Origin of the sequence: Thiobacillus sp. (assembly GCF_030696885.1) — a bacterium.
Taxonomy (GTDB): Bacteria; Pseudomonadota; Gammaproteobacteria; order Burkholderiales; family Thiobacillaceae; genus Thiobacillus.
The window spans coordinates 38,840-53,628 of the sequence record NZ_JAUYRI010000010.1 but is presented as its reverse complement, the minus strand read 5'-3'; the positions used below and the strand labels follow the sequence as shown (position 1 = coordinate 53,628).

Genomic DNA, 14,789 nt, shown 5'->3' with positions numbered 1-14,789 from the left:
AGCTGTCATGCAGATTTTTCAGAGCCTGCTACGGACGTTGCTACCGGTCTCCGGCTTAATCCTTATTGTATTTTCGCTGTTCATCAGCGGTAGCGGGGCGTCGGAAATCCGTCTCGAAGGGTCTGGTGACAAGATTTCCAGAAGTTATTTCGGCATGCACATCCATCGTGCCGACACCACCACGCCTTGGCCCATTGCACGTTTTGGTACCTGGCGTCTCTGGGATGCGGCCGTTTCTTGGGAAAGATTGGAACCTGCCCAGGATTCCTGGGATTTCAAGCGGCTGGACACGCTGGTTGCGCTGGCGGAGCGTCATGGGATCGAGCCCATGTTGACGCTTGGAATAACTCCGCGCTGGGCGGCGTCGCGGCCAAATGAAAAGTTTGTTTATGGTTATGGCGGCAATTCACCGCCACGCGATATGCGCGACTGGGAGGATTATGTGCGAACCGTCACCACGCGTTACAAGGGACGCATTCAATACTACGAGCTATGGAACGAGCCTACCTTTGATGAAATTGATAAGGGGAGGGGGTTTTATGCGGGCAGTGTCAAAACGATGGTTGAACTTGGCCGCATCGCTCATCGAGTAATCAAGGAAATTGACCCGAATAACAAGCTAATTTCGCCGGGGTTTACTGACCAAGGTGGTCGTTTGGACCTTTATCTTAGTAATGGTGGAAAGAGCATCACTGATGTGGTCGCACATCATTGTTATCCTCAAAAACCAGAGCGGATTACAGCTTGTTTAGATTTCGTACGTGGGGTGATGACTAAACATGGCATTGACGGGTTGCCACTGTGGAACACAGAAACGGGATTTTGGCTTCCGTTGGCCGGTGAGACCCCGAACCCGAACTGGCCAAAAAATCAAAATGAATTAAGCGGTTACATTGCACGCACGCTAATTCTGGGTGCAGTTTCTGGTTTGGACCGGTTTTATTGGTATTCATGGGAAACCACCATGTTAGGTGGAAACCCTAAGAGCTTACAGGCAAGCCCATCAATTGTTGCTTATATGCAAACCATGCGCTGGCTTGATGGCGCTTCGATTAATCATTGTTTTTCGAAAGATCACAGTCTTTGGATCTGCGAATTACAACGTGGTCCACGCCGTGCCAACTTGGTTTGGAATAGCCGTGAATCAGTGATGTGGGTTCCCCCTCTCGACTGGAACGCGATCCAGTTCGAAACACTGGATGCCCGTTCAGTACAAATTAAATCGGGTGAGGCCCTTTCTATAGGGCAGGTGCCGGTTTTGGTTAAGCGTGACCATCAGTTCTGGACAACTACCCAAACTCGACCATGACGCCAGAGGGCTTGCAGGGTAGAAAATGAGAAATACCCAACGGAATGATTTTTATATTCCATCTCTTGATGGCATAAGGGCAGTAGCTGCCATGCTGGTATTTGTCGCACACGCAGGGTGGCATTACATCGTTCCGGGAGGATTTGGCGTCACCATATTTTTCTTTCTCAGTGGTTACTTGATTACAACTCTATTGCGAAGGGAATGGGAGCGCACCGGTACCATCAGCTTCAGGAATTTTTATTTGCGCCGGGCATACCGGATTTTTCCACCGCTTTACATCGTACTTGTTCTTTTTTTTCTTCTTGCTGTATCCGGTGTGGTTCCGCATCAAATGCGGCCGGAGGCAGTGTTGTCGCAAATATTTTTTTGGACCAATTACTACAGTATTGAACATGGCGGTGGCTATTTTGTGCCCACAACGGGTGTGTACTGGTCACTCGCGATCGAAGAACATTTCTACTTTGTATTTCCCCTTCTGTTTTTAGGTGCCACCCGCCGCTGGAATTATCACGATGTAGCACGGTTGTTTCTCTTTTTATGTATAGCCGTGCTGGTATGGCGAATCTGGCTGGTCTTTGCACAGGAAGTTTCGTGGCGGTATACCTATTCTGCAACAGATGCGAGATTTGATTCACTGCTGTTTGGTTGTATTTTGGGCGTATGGCGTAACCCAGTATCTGATCCCGAATGGAAAAATCGGGCGAATAACAAACTTGCTTACCTAATACTCTCCGGTGCATTGGTTTTGCTGTTGACCACGTTCATTTTTCGCGATGATCGTTTTCGTGAAACGGTACGTTATACGTTACAGGGCATCGCGTTGTTGCCGCTTTTCTGGTTGGCCATACGTCATCCTGATTGGTTGGTTTTTCGTTGGCTAAACTGGCGACCCGTGCGTTACCTGGGTGTGGTGTCATTCACCTTCTATCTTTGCCATGGCATGGCGCTTGAGTTTGCTGATCGGTTAATCAAAGAACAGGTTCCCAGGGCGCTCTTGGGTTTTGTGTTTGCCCTATTGTTTTCATCTTTGATGTATTACCTCGTTGAAAAGCCAATTGTCAAATTGCGTAAGCGGCTTCACAAAGAGTAATTGGCTTGGTCATTCAGGGAAATCATTCGTAATTACGCTTTGACATGTTGAATTCATCGAAACCATATTCGCGTGAACGTTTGCACGATATCGACCGTGCGAAAGGCTTGGCGATCCTTCTGGTGGTGTTCGGTCACGTCGTTGCGCGTCAGCCGCCCCTAGGAAACGAGTGGTATACGGCTGCCAAAGAGGCCGTCTATGCCTTTCACATGGCCTTTTTCATGTTCCTCAGCGGAGTGGTGTTTTTTTTGCGCGCGAGGCCTGTTTCTGATTTCCAGGCATTCGCCACGGGTGTACGCAAGCGCTTCGTGCGCTTGATGCCAGCCTATTTCCTGTTTGCAGGGATCGTGTTCGCCGGGAAGTGGGGCGCGCAGAATTTCGCGCATGTGGACAATCCGGTGACGGGTTGGGGCGGGTTGCTCGACATCGTGCTGTTTCCGATGCAGAGCGTTTCGGCTTTTCTCTGGTACATCTACGTGCTGTTCCTGTTTTCGGTATGCGGGCTGGCTTTGCTTTCCATCACCAAAGGTCGTGTATGGCCCCTGGTTGCGCTGGGCGTGGCGTTGCAGTTTGTGCCGCCAGTGCATTTTTTGGGCTTGGGACAATTCAGCAAATATTTCCTGTTTTTTGCTTTGGGCGGTGCGGCGGTTGCGCTGTGGGAAAGTTATGCCCGATGGGTGGATCGTTTGTGGCTGCTGGCGATGGCTGGTCTGATTGGGGTGCTGGCGGTGGGCTGGGACAGCAGCCATGGCTGGATGCTAGCTGCGCTTCTATCTATTCCCGCATTGCATGGTCTGTGTCGACGTGAATTCGTGGGAGGGCGGGGGCTGGCGTTTGTCGGTGCCATGAGTTTTTCGATTTATCTGATGAATACCATGGCGATAGGCGCCACCAAAGCCGTGATGCTCAAATTTGCATCATGGGATGGACTGAATTTTGTGCTGCTGTTTTTCCCGATGCTGATGGTGGCAGGTGTGCTGCTGCCAATCCTTCTTAAAAAATATGTGTTCCCGAAATTGGGCTGGCTGGATCGGATAACCAGCTAAATCGTTATGAGGAAAACACTCCCCCTCTTCAGTGAACGCTATGGCACGCTGATCAAGATCGATCAGCAGGTCGGACCCTTTGTCGGTCTGCTCAAATGTAGCCCCATCTTGCATGGGCGGTGCTGCGCCAACGGGTGGGCATGCACGCAATGAAAACGGTGTCGCATCGACCACGATCAATCTGCATCATCCAGCCCGTGCTGAAGCACTATCGCGTGCCATTTTTCCGCGAACTGGATAAGGCCCTGGCTGCCGAGGGTATCGGTCTGCTGGTGGTTTATGGTACCCCCTGGCGCGGCGAGGTGGAGCGTGGCGATCATGCTGACTTGCCTGGGCCGCTGGGGATGAAGGCCAACAGCAGCATGCTGTTGGGCAAGCTGTTGCTGATCCCGGTTTTGCGACCCTGGCTGCGGGCCGATCTGGTGGTGGTGGAACACGCCAACAAGAATCTATTGAATTATCTGCTGGCGATTCTGCGGGGTCTGCGCTTGAAGCGGGTGGCGTTCTGGAGTCACGGGCGCGACCGGCAGGCTGATTCCGCTTCAGTGGGCGAGCGATTCAAGCGCCGCACGCTGCACTGGGCGGACTGGTGGTTTGCCTATACGGCCGAGTCTGCTGCTTATGTGGCAGCGCAGGGTTACCCGAAGGACCGCATCACGGTGGTGGAAAACGCCATCGATACGCGTGCCCTGCGTGCGGACCTGGATGCAGTGAGCGAGGTAGAACTGCAGGCGATACGCACGGCGTTCGGCTGGAATGGCACGGAACAGGTCGCGGTGTTTTGCGGAAGTCTGTACCGCAACAAGCGGCTCGATCTGCTGTTCGAGGCCGCCGACCGGGTACAGCGCGAAGTGCCTGCATTCCGCTTGATTGTGATCGGCGGCGGCCCGCTCGCCGAAGCGGTGGCGGAATTTGCGAGGCACCGCGCCTGGGTGCAGGCAGTGGGACCGAAATTCGGCCATGAAAAATCGGTGATACTGAAGCTGGCGTGCATGTGGCTGAATCCGGGCGCACTCGGGCTGGGTATCCTGGATGCCTTTTGCGCCGGGATGCCGTTGCTGACGACCCGGCAGTCGACGCATGGCCCGGAGATCGAATACCTGCAGCACGAGGTCAACGGCCTGCTGCTCGACGACGCGCCTGAAGCCTATGCCGATGGCATGCTGCGTCTGTTGCGCGATGGGGACCTGGCCGCGCGTCTGCGCGAGGGAGCCGTAGCATCGGCGCAGCGCTATTCCATCGAAACCATGGTGCGCAATTTCTCGAACGGAGTCCGGGCATGCCTGTCCCTGTCCTGATCGCCTCGATGATGCGGCCCGAAGGCGAAACCGGCGTGCAGACGCACGTGCGGGCGGTTCGCGACTGGCTGGCGCGCAACGGCCGGCCGGTGACACTGGTGACGCCGTTCGACCGGCCGCGCTGGCAGGTGTATCCGGTGTTCGGCCTGCGCCGGCTGCTCGATCGCATTAGCAAACCGGCGAGCGTCTGGTGGTATCGCCACTGGCACGCGGTCTTTCTGCAGCGCGCATTGAGTGTACGCCTGGCAGACGGAAAGCCCTGCGTCATCTATGCCCAGTGCCCCCTGTCTGCGCGGGCGGCGTTGCGTGCCCGCCGGTCGCAGGCCCAAAAGGTGGTGATGGTGGTGCATTTCAATCTGTCGCAGGCGGACGAGTGGGCGGACAAGGGCGCGATTCCGCGCGACGGCGGATTGTTTAGAGCGATCCGCCAGCAGGAGGCCGTTATCCTGCCGCAGATCGATGCGCTGGTGTATGTGTCCGATTTCATGCGGCGCGAATTGCAGAGCCGCATCGCGGGACTGGTTGCCGTGCCGTCGCGGGTGATCCCCAATTTTCTGGGCGATCCCGGTGCGGTGCAAACCATTGAGGCGGAGACCGACCTGATTACGGTCGGCACGCTGGAGGCCCGCAAGAACCAGCGCTACGCGCTGGAAATCGTGCAGGCCGCAGCGCAACTGGGGCGGCCGCTGAGTCTGACCGTAGCGGGTGACGGACCGGACCGGGCGATGCTGGAACACTATGTGAAGGACAAGGGACTTGGGGCGCAGGTCCGTTTTCTGGGCTTCGTTCCGCATGCCGCCGCCCTGATGCCGGGCCACCGCGCCTGCCTGCATGTGGCGCGCATGGAAAATCTGCCGTTGACGCTGATCGAAGCCCTGTCGCGCGGCCTGCCGGTATTCGCGCCCCAGGCAGGCGGCATGCCGGAAGTTTTCAACGACGCAGTGGAAGGGCGCCTGATTCCGCTGGACGATGCGCCTGCGGCTGCGCGACTGATCATCGAATGGCTGGATGACGAGCGCCGGATGCGGCTGGCGAGCGATGCGGCACGACAACGGTTTCTGGAGCGGTTCGAGGCGGATCGCGTGGCGGCCGAGTTGGCTGTATTTCTGGAAGCTGTGGCAGCATGACCGGCATCCGGCGCGTTCTGTTCGTCCACAATGCCTACCAGCATCGCGGCGGCGAGGACTCGGTCGTCTCGGACGAAATGGCCTTGCTGCGCGCACGCGGCCACGCGGTGGAAAGCTACGCCCGCAGCAATGACGAGATACCCGGGCTGTCCAGGCTCGCGCTGGCGCAGCAAACACTGTGGTCGCGTCGCACCCTGCGCGAACTGGAAACGGTGGTCGAATCGTTCCGGCCGGACGTCATCCACGTGCACAACACCTTTCCGCTGATTTCACCTTCGCTTTACTGGGCGGCGGAGAAGGCAGGCGTGCCGGTGGTGCAGACGCTGCACAATTTTCGGCTGCTGTGTCCGCAGGCGATGCTGCTGCGCGAAGGCCGGGTGTGCGAGGACTGTGTGGGTCACTTGCCGTGGCGCGGCGTAGTGCGCGCGTGCTATCGCGGATCGATGGCCCAGTCCGGGGTGCTGGGTGCAATGCTGGTGCTGCATCGTTCGCTCGGCACCTGGCAGAACAAGGTGACGCGCTACATTGCACTGAACGCGTTTTGCCGTGGCAAGTTCATCGAGGGCGGGCTGCCGCCGTCGCGCATTGCGATCAAGCCCAATTTCGTCGATCTGCCGGCGCCACCGGACACGACGCGCAGCGGTGTCCTGTTTGTCGGACGCCTGTCACCTGAGAAAGGTATAAGCACGCTGGCGGGCGCAGCGAAACGGATTCCCGGAGTGGGTATCACGATCATAGGCACCGGGCCGGAGGATGTTCTTTTGCAGGGGCTGGCTAACGTCCAGACCCAGGGGTTTTGCGAGGCGGATACGGTGCATGCCGCCATGGGAAAAGCGGCGTGCCTGGTCCTGCCAAGCATCTGTTATGAGAATTTTCCGCGCACGCTGGTGGAGGCTTTTGCCTGCGGTCTGCCGGTGGTGGCCAGCCGCCTGGGTGCGCTGGCCGACCTGATACGCGAGGGCGAAACCGGGCTGTTGTTCGAGCCGAGCAATGCCGCCGATCTGGCGGACAAACTGAGCTGGGTCGCCAGCCATCCCGCCGAGATGCAGCGCATGGGACAGGCGGCCCGCGCAGAATATGAAGCGAACTACACGGCCGATATCAATTACCGGCAGTTGATGACGATTTACGACGAGGCCATCCAGGCTTTTTCTCCCCACTGACGAGACGCTGACATGAAAAAGTTCTTGCGCAAGGCGATTGCACTGTTGCCCTCAAGCGTGGCCAACCGGCTGCACGCGCTCAAGCATCGTATCTACTGGTTAACGAAAGGCGGCAAGGCACACCACACGTATTTCGATGCGTACAAGACGCGCTCGGAGGTGCTCGACGTACTGCGCGACTGGCTGGCGTCGCATCCGCTGCCGGCGCTGAAGGTGTTGGAATTCGGCAGCAGCGGCGGCAACAATCTGCTGCTGTTGCGGGAAATCATGTCGATGCCGGTGGAATATGTGGGCATGGATATCCAGCCTGACGCGATTGCCTTTGCCAAAACGAAATTTCCCGACGATGTGTTCATGGTGGGTGATGATCTGGCGTTGGCCGAGCAGGCAGAGACACTGGGAAAATTTGACGTGTTTCTCGCCTCCGGCGTGCTGTCCTATATTCCGCAGCAGCGCTGCCAGGACGTGTTGGCCCATGCTGCGCGGCTTGCCGATCTGGTGCTGGTGTGCGACGAGCTGAGCCATTTCGACGCGCCGGATGGCGACAATGACGGACTGTTCCTGCATCCCTACGCGCAAATGTGCCGCGATGCCGGACTGGAAATCGTGGTGCCGCCGGTGCCGTCCAAGACCGGGCATCGGTACAGCACATTCATGGCGCGTGCCGTGAAGCGGAGCTGAAGCGATGGCGGCGTCGATCCACGTACCGGTCCTGCTGTACCACCACGTCAATGCGCATCCAAGCGCGACGACCACCGCGCCGCAGACTTTCCGCGCGCACCTGCAGTGGCTGGCCGAACAGGGGTGGCGCAGCCTGACGCTGGACGAATTCGAGGCGGCCGTCGCCGGGCGTGCGGCGGTGGGGCCGCGCCGCTTCCTGCTCACCTACGACGACGGCTCGCCCGATCTGAGTCACTGCGCAGTGGAGATGGAGGCGTTCGGCTTTACCGGCGTGGCTTTTCTGATCACCGGTCGGGTACAGCAGGGCGACCCCGACTGCATCGCCACCGACGAAGTCGTCCGCTTGGCCGGGCGCGGGACGCTGGAATTCCAGTCGCACACGCATCGCCACGTGCGGGTGGGCGCTTCCGCCGAGGAGATGGAGGCATTGGCCGCCGATCTGGCCGCGTCGCACGCATGGCTGACGTCGACGCTGGGCCGCTCGCCGGACGCGGTCCGGCATCTGGCCTGGCCGTGGGGCCGCTGCACTCCCGCAATGGAGACGCTGGCGCGGGAGGCGGGTTTCGACTGGCAGTATCTGGTTCAGCGGGGATCAGTCACCCATGTATCGACGCAGCTGCGGCTGCCGCGCCTGTGTGCAGACGGCATGCCGACCGCGCAGTTTGCGAAGTGGATGACGCTGATGGCGTCGCGTCCCGGCGGCATGTTGACGAATTACGTGTTCGGCGCGATCCGCCGCATGCGCCACGGGATGGCGTACTGGTGAGCGGGGCGGGTTTTCAGTACGTGCATCAAAATGGCTGGCCACAAGGCTGGCTGAGTCGCGACTTGGATAGAGGATGACGAGAAATCGGATTACAGGCTCGGTGCTTGGCGCGCAGATCGACGCACTGTCGTGGGACGCCACCATAGCGCGCCTGCTCGGCTGGGCGCATGCACGCGAGTCGCGCTATGTGACGATCTGCAATGTGCATGTGGTGGTGAGCGCGTCGCGTGATGCGGCGTATCGCGACATCATCAATGGTTCGGATATGGCAACGCCGGACGGCGCGCCGGTGGCGTGGATGCTGCGGCGGCAGGGCTTTGCCCATCAGTCGCGCATCTGCGGGCCGGATTTGATGTGGACGCTGTGCGCGTGCGCAGCAGCGGGACAGGTGCCGGTGTATTGCTATGGCAGCACCGGGGAGACGCTGGCCTTGCTGGAACAGCGTCTGCGGACGGCGTTTCCGGCTTTGCGGATGACGATGGAATCGCCGCCGTTCCGCGCGCTGACGGCGGAGGAAGACGCGGCGGCGGTGGACCGGATCAACGCCAGTGGCGCGGGCATCGTCTTCGTCGGCCTGGGCTGTCCCCGGCAGGAGCGCTGGATGGCGGCACACCGCGGCAGGATCAACGCGGTGATGATCGGAGTGGGGGCGGCGTTCGATTTTCACGCCGGCACCGTGCAGCGCGCGCCGAAGTGGATGCGCAACAGCGGGCTGGAATGGCTGCATCGCCTGGCGTCCGAACCGCGCCGCTTGTGGAAACGTTATCTGGTGACGAATACGCTGTTCATTGTGGGCGCGGCTCGGCAGTTGCTGTTGGGGAAGTGAGATTCAAGAGGCGAGATTCAAGATTCAAGGGGCAAGGGGCAAGGGGCAAGGCGCAAGGCGGCTCAATGATTGACTTGCTGACATTCGCGGCATAGGCTTCTGCATATGCCAACGATGAAGGGGGTCGCCAATGAATACAGGAAGACATGTCCGTTTCTTTCGCAATGGGCGGAACCAGGCGATCCGCATTCCGCGCGAGTTCGAGATGGATGCGGAAGAAGCGATCATTCGGCGGGAGGACGATCGTCTGGTGATCGAGCCGATCAGGAAAAAAGGGCTGCTGGCTACGCTGTCGACGCTGCGCGCGCTGGATGAGGCGTTTCCCGATGTCGACCAGGGCATGTTGCCCCTGGACGACGTGGCGCTTTGAGCCGAATGCCGCTTTATCTGCTGGACACGAATATCCTGTCGGACCTGGTGCGCAATCCCCAGGGCCGGATTGCGACGTGCATTGCGCAAGTGGGGGAGAAGTCGGTTTGCACGTCCATGATCGTTGCAAGCGAATTGCGCTTCGGGGCGGCCAAACGAAATGCGCCGAAGCTCACCGCACAAGTGGACGCCATCCTTGCAGCGCTGGAGGTCCGCCCATTCGATATCCCTGCCGATCGCGAATACGCAAAGCTGCGTTTGCATCTGGAACAGGCCGGCACGCCGATCGGACCGAACGATATGTTGATCGCCGCGCACGCGCTGGCCACCGAGTCGACCCTTGTGACAGCAAACATCGGTGAGTTTTCCCGGGTGCCGGGGCTTGCGGTTGAGAACTGGCTTGAGGCGATGCCGAGGAAGTAGGGGCAAGATGCAAGAGGCAAGATTCAAAATGCAAGTTGATTTAGGGAAAAGGTGGCAGGCTGGTCGGCATATGGCCAACGTTGCGGGCAGCGTTGATCAGGAAGAGACGGTTCCAGCCATGTCCGATGGAAGTTCGTGCCAGGCACGGGTGCATTGACCGGGATGTGGACGGATAATGAATTCGGATCGGTTGGTTAAGGAGATTGACATGGGCCATGTACTTCGTGATTTGGGGATTGATCGTCTCCCAATTGAGCAGCGCGTGACACTGGTGCAGGAAATCTGGGATTCCATCGCACGCGAGGTGGGCTTGCTGCCACCGACTGCCGACGAGAAGCAGGAGATCGAAGGCCGAATGTCTGAAGACGATGCATCACCAGCGAACGTCACGACATGGGATGAGATCAAGCGTGATGCAGTTGAACGCTGGAAATAATGACCAGGGGTGTGGTCTTCCGGCCCCAAGCCAGGCAGGAGTTCGATTCAGCAGCTGACTGGTATGAACGGGAGCTGCCAGGTCTTGGTGGTGCTTTTCTCGCTGAGGTCGAACGGCTGTTGCACTTGATTGCCGGCAACCCGGGTGCTTTTCCCGAGGTGCTCAATGGCGTTCGCAAGGCGGTTGTGCGGCGCTTTCCTTATTGCATTTATTTCAGGATTCGCGCGTAAACGATAGTTGTACTCGCGGTGTTCCATAGCGCGCGCAATCCGACGCTGTGGCGAGCACGCAGTTAACCGGCTGGGGCGTTGTCCAGGGCTGACGGGCAGGATTCTGGTGGCAAAATCTGGACGGGGAAGACGTCTGCCGGAAACAAAATAACGAATGGGAGGAAGCGAATTGAGAGTTTTGTTGACCGGCGGCGCCGGCTATATCGGGTCGCACACGGCGGTGGAATGCCTGGCGGCGGGGCACGAGGTGGTGGTGTTCGACAACCTGTCCAACAGCAGCGTGAAGTCGCTGGAGCGGGTGACGCAGATTTCGGGCCGGCCGGTGGATTTCGTGCAGGGCGACATTCGCGACCGCGCGGCATTGCGTGCGCTGTTCGCGGCGCATGCGATCGATGCGGTGGTGCATTTTGCCGGGCTGAAGGCGGTGGGCGAGTCGGTGGAAAAGCCGCTGCTGTACTACGACAACAACATCGCGGGCAGCATCGCGCTGTTCGAGGAGATGGCGGCGGCGGGGGTGAAGGCGGTGGTGTTCTCGTCGTCGGCCACGGTGTACGGCGATCCGGCGACGGTGCCGATCACCGAGGATTTTCCGCTGTCGGCGACCAATCCCTATGGCTGGTCCAAGCTCTTCATCGAGCAGATGCTGCGCGACGTGGCGCGGGCTGATGCGGGCTGGAACATTGCGCTGCTGCGCTATTTCAATCCGGTGGGCGCGCACGAGTCGGGGCTGATTGGCGAAGACCCGCGCGGCATTCCCAACAACCTGATGCCGTACGTGGCGCAGGTGGCGGTGGGGCGACGTCCGCATCTGAATGTGTTCGGCGGCGACTATCCGACGCCGGACGGCACCGGGGTGCGCGACTACATCCACGTGGTCGACCTGGCGCGCGGCCATGTGGCGGCGCTGAACAAGCTCCATGGGCTGGGCGGGGTGCAAACCTGGAACCTGGGCACCGGGCGTGGGGTGAGCGTGCTCGACATGGTGCGCGCGTTCGAGGCGGCCAGCGGCAAGCCGGTGCCGTATCAGATCGTGGCGCGGCGCGCCGGCGACGTGGCGCAATGCTGGGCCGACCCCGCGCGTGCAGCGAGGGAACTGGGCTGGCGCGCGGAATATGACCTGCAGCGGATGTGCGCGGATGCCTGGCGCTGGCAGTCGGGGAACCCGGAGGGGTATGCCTGAAGGCAAGATGCAAGGTCCAGGATCAAGTTGTAAGGTGTAAGTTGTAGCTGAAGCTGGATGGGGGTGGCTATGTGCCATCCTTCAGGTTCTGGACTATGCTTGGCGCATGACTTGTTGAGTGCATTTGATTCGGGAGCGGCCATGACACAGGGACTCGATCGCATTACCCAGCAACCCGATGTGATGGGGGGGAAAGCCTGCATTCGTGGGATGCGCGTCACGGTTGGGATGGTTGTGGGACAAGTCGGTGCGGGGCGCAGCATTGAAGAAATCCTCGCAGACTATCCTTACCTCGAACGCGAAGACATCATGCAGGCACTGCGCTATGCCGCCTGGCGTGCCGAGGAACGCGAGGTCATGCTGCCCAACGCATGAAAGTGCTCGTTGACATGAACCTGTCGCCGCGCTGGGTGGGTTTGCTAAGGAAACGCTGAATAAGTCGTCACCCCGGCAAAAGCCGGGGTCCAAATGCTTGATTTAACTGGATTCCGGCTTCCGCCGGAATGACGAATGTGGAGTTGTTCAGGGTCGCCCTAGCGTTTGCCGAACACCCCGCGTCCGCGAAAATACTGCACGCTCAGCCAGCCGCCGAACAGACCACCCAGGTGCGCGAAGTGGGCGATGCCCGCGGCGGTGTTGGTGACGCCGAGAAAAAGCTCGATGGCGGCATAGCCGTAGACGAAGGTGCGTGCGGGGATGCGGATGAAGGGCAGGAAAATGATGCTGATGACCCGGTTGGGAAAATACAGCGCATACGCAAGCAGCAGGCCGAACACGCCGCCCGAGGCGCCGACCACCGCGCCGGGTGCATGCAGGAAATAGCCGCTGACGGCGATCTGCGTCATGGCCGCAACAATCACGCTGAACAGATAGGTCAACAGGTAGCGCAGGTCGCCCCAGCGCTTTTCCAGTTCGGTGCCGAACATCCAGATGGCAAACATGTTCATCGCCAGGTGCGGGATCGAGCCGTGCACAAAGCTATAGGTCACCAGTTGCCAGATATTGAACGCGCCGCCTGATCCCGGCGGCCACAGGCCGAACACCCGCACGATCTCGGGCCCGGTCGCCATGCCGAGCGCATAGATCAGCATGTTCAGCAGGATGAGGGTGTAGGTGATGGGCGGCATGGAAAAGGATCGGGTCTCAAGCCGCACGGTACAAGATTCCAGACCCCGGAAGCAAGTCTCAATGCCTTTCCATGGGCGCCATGGACACGCCGTCTCCGATTAATGGCGGCCGCTTGTTCTCGTGAAAACGGAAGAGGCGACACATCAGAGGAGGGCTGAGCTTTCCTGGGTTTCTGGAATGTTGCTTGCGTGAAGCTTGTTTGCTACAAACAATCAGAGCTTCGCGCCAAACACAATAAATCTGCGCGTGCCGATAACCACCAATGAGGAGATGCAGTATGAACAAATATGGCGTTATTTGCGGGCTGACGTTCGTGGCCACGCTTGGACAGTCTTCTGCGTTCGCCCTGGTGGGCGGGAGCGTGGATGCCAATCTTGCAAGTTCGCCCTGGGCAAGCGTGGGTTCGATTACGATCAGCGGCAGCGTCTACTCGGGTGTTTTGCTCGACAGCCAGCATGTTCTGACTGCTGCGCACGTGGTTGGTGGGCAGGTAGGCACGCCCGGCAATGTCGGTTTTTCCCTCAATGTGGGCGGTGACCAGACCCACACCTACAGTGCCTCGGCGATAACAGTCTTTGACGGCTACACAGGCACGATGCCCGGGGCGGACGGCGTTTGGCATGATGACCTGGCGATTGTCCGGTTGAACGCACCGGTGGCGGGTGTGGTGCCGATGTATGACATGTATGGCGGGAGTCTGGCGAACCAGACCCTTACGCTCGTCGGCTATGGCCGGGGTGGCGATGGGGTCAACGGGGATACCGTGGGCGCCAGTGCCAGTGTGAAGCGTGTGGGAGAAAACCGGGTCGATGATCTGCTGGTGGACGACGACGGCGGATTGCATGACGAAATCTTCGTGTTCGATTTTGACGGCCCGGACGCGTCGACCAATGTGTACGGCCCGCCCAGCCCTTCCAACCTGGCCCTGAATGCAGAAGCCCAGTTTGCAAGCGGCGATTCGGGCAGTCCGGTGTTCGTCGACGACAACGGAGTATGGAAGATCGCCGGCATCGCCACGTTCAACGGCAGCACCAATCAGTCTTCCGGCAGTAACGTGAAGTTCGGTGCGATTGGCGGCGGGACCGTGGTGGCATCCTATCTGCCCTGGATCCAGGCGACGATCGCGCCCATACCCGAACCCCATACCTGGGTGATGCTGCTGGCGGGTCTGGGGATGGTCGGTTTAATGGCGCGTCGCAAATCGGTGGAATAAAAGGTAATTGTAAGTGGCAAGCAGAACGGGCGGCCTTCGGGCCGCCCGTTCTTTAGGCTCTATCACCGTTAACTATTGTTCCTCGCAAAGCCCCTGACAACAAAGGCTGCAGTAGGTCGGGAACACCTTCCCGACACAATGGACGGCGCCCAGACCGCGTGTCGGCAAAGTATTGCCAACCTACATCAGGCTACCGCCAAACAATTAACGGTGAAAGAGTCATTCTTTATACGGCTGCCCGCAGTTGGTATCCGAACTGGCGGCCCCGGACGCGCGCCATCGACGGCGATGCGCACCGCATCACCGGTACGTCGTCACATGAGCCGATAGGCTCATCGCCGGCTGCGCTTCAACGCGAAGCCCTGAAACATTCGACCGATAAGATTCACCACAGTCGAGGACGCAACCGGACAACAGATTCGGGGTGTCACGGCAAAACAAAAGTTGTAAAAAATAAAGCAACAAGCAGTGCGCGTGAAAAGCAGTGGGCATCGGTGGTTT

General features: G+C 59.2%; 17 protein-coding genes. 16 read left to right on the top strand and 1 reads right to left on the bottom strand.

Going from position 1 to position 14,789, the window contains the following annotated elements; all coding sequences use genetic code 11:
* The first annotated feature begins 7 nt into the window (after positions 1 to 7).
* The 15 genes from Q8R61_RS04895 to Q8R61_RS04825 all read left to right on the top strand — a co-directional run bounded on the left by Q8R61_RS04895 (position 8) and on the right by Q8R61_RS04825 (position 12,322).
* Positions 8 to 1,309, top strand: a complete 1,302-nt coding sequence (locus tag Q8R61_RS04895) for an endo-1,4-beta-xylanase (RefSeq protein WP_305534809.1) — start codon at positions 8 to 10, stop codon at positions 1,307 to 1,309.
* 25 nt (positions 1,310 to 1,334) lie between these two features.
* Positions 1,335 to 2,402, top strand: a complete 1,068-nt coding sequence (locus Q8R61_RS04890; RefSeq protein WP_305534807.1) for an acyltransferase — start codon at positions 1,335 to 1,337, stop codon at positions 2,400 to 2,402.
* Positions 2,403 to 2,482: 80 nt separating this feature from the next.
* A complete protein-coding gene (locus Q8R61_RS04885; RefSeq protein WP_305534805.1) occupies positions 2,483 to 3,448 on the top strand; it encodes an acyltransferase in 966 nt (321 codons plus the stop codon).
* 140 nt (positions 3,449 to 3,588) lie between these two features.
* A complete protein-coding gene (locus tag Q8R61_RS04880; RefSeq protein ID WP_305534803.1) occupies positions 3,589 to 4,746 on the top strand; it encodes a glycosyltransferase family 4 protein in 1,158 nt (385 codons plus the stop codon).
* A complete protein-coding gene (locus Q8R61_RS04875) occupies positions 4,728 to 5,873 on the top strand; it encodes a glycosyltransferase family 4 protein (protein WP_305534801.1) in 1,146 nt (381 codons plus the stop codon). The genes Q8R61_RS04880 and Q8R61_RS04875 overlap by 19 nt, the downstream gene beginning before the upstream one ends.
* Positions 5,870 to 7,036: a glycosyltransferase family 4 protein gene (locus Q8R61_RS04870; RefSeq protein WP_305534799.1), complete on the top strand. Its 1,167-nt coding sequence runs from the start codon at positions 5,870 to 5,872 to the stop codon at positions 7,034 to 7,036. Before Q8R61_RS04875 ends, Q8R61_RS04870 begins: the two co-directional genes overlap by 4 nt.
* A 12-nt stretch (positions 7,037 to 7,048) precedes the next feature.
* On the top strand, positions 7,049 to 7,717 hold the full coding sequence (locus Q8R61_RS04865) for a class I SAM-dependent methyltransferase (RefSeq protein WP_305534797.1): 669 nt from the start codon (positions 7,049 to 7,051) through the stop codon (positions 7,715 to 7,717).
* 4 nt (positions 7,718 to 7,721) lie between these two features.
* On the top strand, positions 7,722 to 8,483 hold the full coding sequence (locus Q8R61_RS04860; protein WP_305534795.1) for a polysaccharide deacetylase family protein: 762 nt from the start codon (positions 7,722 to 7,724) through the stop codon (positions 8,481 to 8,483).
* Positions 8,484 to 8,556: 73 nt separating this feature from the next.
* On the top strand, positions 8,557 to 9,309 hold the full coding sequence (locus Q8R61_RS04855; protein WP_305534793.1) for a WecB/TagA/CpsF family glycosyltransferase: 753 nt from the start codon (positions 8,557 to 8,559) through the stop codon (positions 9,307 to 9,309).
* 130 nt (positions 9,310 to 9,439) lie between these two features.
* Positions 9,440 to 9,679, top strand: a complete 240-nt coding sequence (locus Q8R61_RS04850; RefSeq protein WP_305534791.1) for an antitoxin — start codon at positions 9,440 to 9,442, stop codon at positions 9,677 to 9,679.
* A 5-nt stretch (positions 9,680 to 9,684) separates the two neighbouring features.
* Entirely contained in the window at positions 9,685 to 10,101 is a 417-nt protein-coding gene (locus tag Q8R61_RS04845) for a type II toxin-antitoxin system VapC family toxin (protein ID WP_305534789.1), read from the top strand.
* Between the two features lie 208 nt (positions 10,102 to 10,309).
* Positions 10,310 to 10,537, top strand: coding sequence for an addiction module protein (locus Q8R61_RS04840; protein WP_305534787.1), 228 nt, complete (start codon positions 10,310 to 10,312; stop codon positions 10,535 to 10,537).
* Complete coding sequence (locus tag Q8R61_RS14930; RefSeq protein WP_371133556.1) at positions 10,537 to 10,767, top strand: type II toxin-antitoxin system RelE/ParE family toxin; 231 nt, start codon at positions 10,537 to 10,539, stop codon at positions 10,765 to 10,767. The genes Q8R61_RS04840 and Q8R61_RS14930 overlap by 1 nt, the downstream gene beginning before the upstream one ends.
* Positions 10,768 to 10,921: 154 nt before the next feature.
* Entirely contained in the window at positions 10,922 to 11,947 is a 1,026-nt protein-coding gene (gene galE, locus Q8R61_RS04830) for a UDP-glucose 4-epimerase GalE (RefSeq protein WP_305534783.1), read from the top strand.
* Between the two features lie 141 nt (positions 11,948 to 12,088).
* Entirely contained in the window at positions 12,089 to 12,322 is a 234-nt protein-coding gene (locus Q8R61_RS04825; RefSeq protein WP_305534781.1) for a DUF433 domain-containing protein, read from the top strand.
* Between the two features lie 158 nt (positions 12,323 to 12,480).
* Here Q8R61_RS04825 and Q8R61_RS04820 read toward each other — a convergent pair whose 3' ends face one another.
* Positions 12,481 to 13,074 (bottom strand): rhomboid family intramembrane serine protease, encoded by a 594-nt coding sequence (locus tag Q8R61_RS04820; RefSeq protein WP_305534779.1) that lies wholly within the window; start codon positions 13,072 to 13,074, stop codon positions 12,481 to 12,483.
* A 278-nt stretch (positions 13,075 to 13,352) separates the two neighbouring features.
* Here Q8R61_RS04820 and Q8R61_RS04815 point away from each other — a divergent pair, with 278 nt between their 5' ends.
* Positions 13,353 to 14,288: a trypsin-like serine protease gene (locus tag Q8R61_RS04815; RefSeq protein ID WP_305534777.1), complete on the top strand. Its 936-nt coding sequence runs from the start codon at positions 13,353 to 13,355 to the stop codon at positions 14,286 to 14,288.
* The last annotated feature ends 501 nt before the right edge of the window (positions 14,289 to 14,789 follow it).

Excerpts from the sequence above, each read along its gene's own strand:
- Q8R61_RS04895 (WP_305534809.1), top strand. The coding sequence starts at position 8 with ATGCAGATTTTTCAGAGCCTGCTACGGACGTTGCTACCGGTCTCCGGC.
- Q8R61_RS04890 (WP_305534807.1), top strand. The coding sequence starts at position 1,335 with ATGAGAAATACCCAACGGAATGATTTTTATATTCCATCTCTTGATGGC.
- Q8R61_RS04880 (WP_305534803.1), top strand. The coding sequence starts at position 3,589 with ATGCACGCAATGAAAACGGTGTCGCATCGACCACGATCAATCTGCATC.
- Q8R61_RS04875 (WP_305534801.1), top strand. The coding sequence starts at position 4,728 with ATGCCTGTCCCTGTCCTGATCGCCTCGATGATGCGGCCCGAAGGCGAA.
- Q8R61_RS04870 (WP_305534799.1), top strand. The coding sequence starts at position 5,870 with ATGACCGGCATCCGGCGCGTTCTGTTCGTCCACAATGCCTACCAGCAT.
- Q8R61_RS04865 (WP_305534797.1), top strand. The coding sequence starts at position 7,049 with ATGAAAAAGTTCTTGCGCAAGGCGATTGCACTGTTGCCCTCAAGCGTG.
- Q8R61_RS04860 (WP_305534795.1), top strand. The coding sequence starts at position 7,722 with ATGGCGGCGTCGATCCACGTACCGGTCCTGCTGTACCACCACGTCAAT.
- Q8R61_RS04855 (WP_305534793.1), top strand. The coding sequence starts at position 8,557 with ATGACGAGAAATCGGATTACAGGCTCGGTGCTTGGCGCGCAGATCGAC.
- Q8R61_RS04850 (WP_305534791.1), top strand. The coding sequence starts at position 9,440 with ATGAATACAGGAAGACATGTCCGTTTCTTTCGCAATGGGCGGAACCAG.
- Q8R61_RS04845 (WP_305534789.1), top strand. The coding sequence starts at position 9,685 with ATGCCGCTTTATCTGCTGGACACGAATATCCTGTCGGACCTGGTGCGC.
- Q8R61_RS04840 (WP_305534787.1), top strand. The coding sequence starts at position 10,310 with ATGGGCCATGTACTTCGTGATTTGGGGATTGATCGTCTCCCAATTGAG.
- Q8R61_RS14930 (WP_371133556.1), top strand. The coding sequence starts at position 10,537 with ATGACCAGGGGTGTGGTCTTCCGGCCCCAAGCCAGGCAGGAGTTCGAT.
- galE (WP_305534783.1), top strand. The coding sequence starts at position 10,922 with ATGGGAGGAAGCGAATTGAGAGTTTTGTTGACCGGCGGCGCCGGCTAT.
- Q8R61_RS04825 (WP_305534781.1), top strand. The coding sequence starts at position 12,089 with ATGACACAGGGACTCGATCGCATTACCCAGCAACCCGATGTGATGGGG.
- Q8R61_RS04820 (WP_305534779.1), bottom strand. The coding sequence starts at position 13,074 with ATGCCGCCCATCACCTACACCCTCATCCTGCTGAACATGCTGATCTAT.
- Q8R61_RS04815 (WP_305534777.1), top strand. The coding sequence starts at position 13,353 with ATGAACAAATATGGCGTTATTTGCGGGCTGACGTTCGTGGCCACGCTT.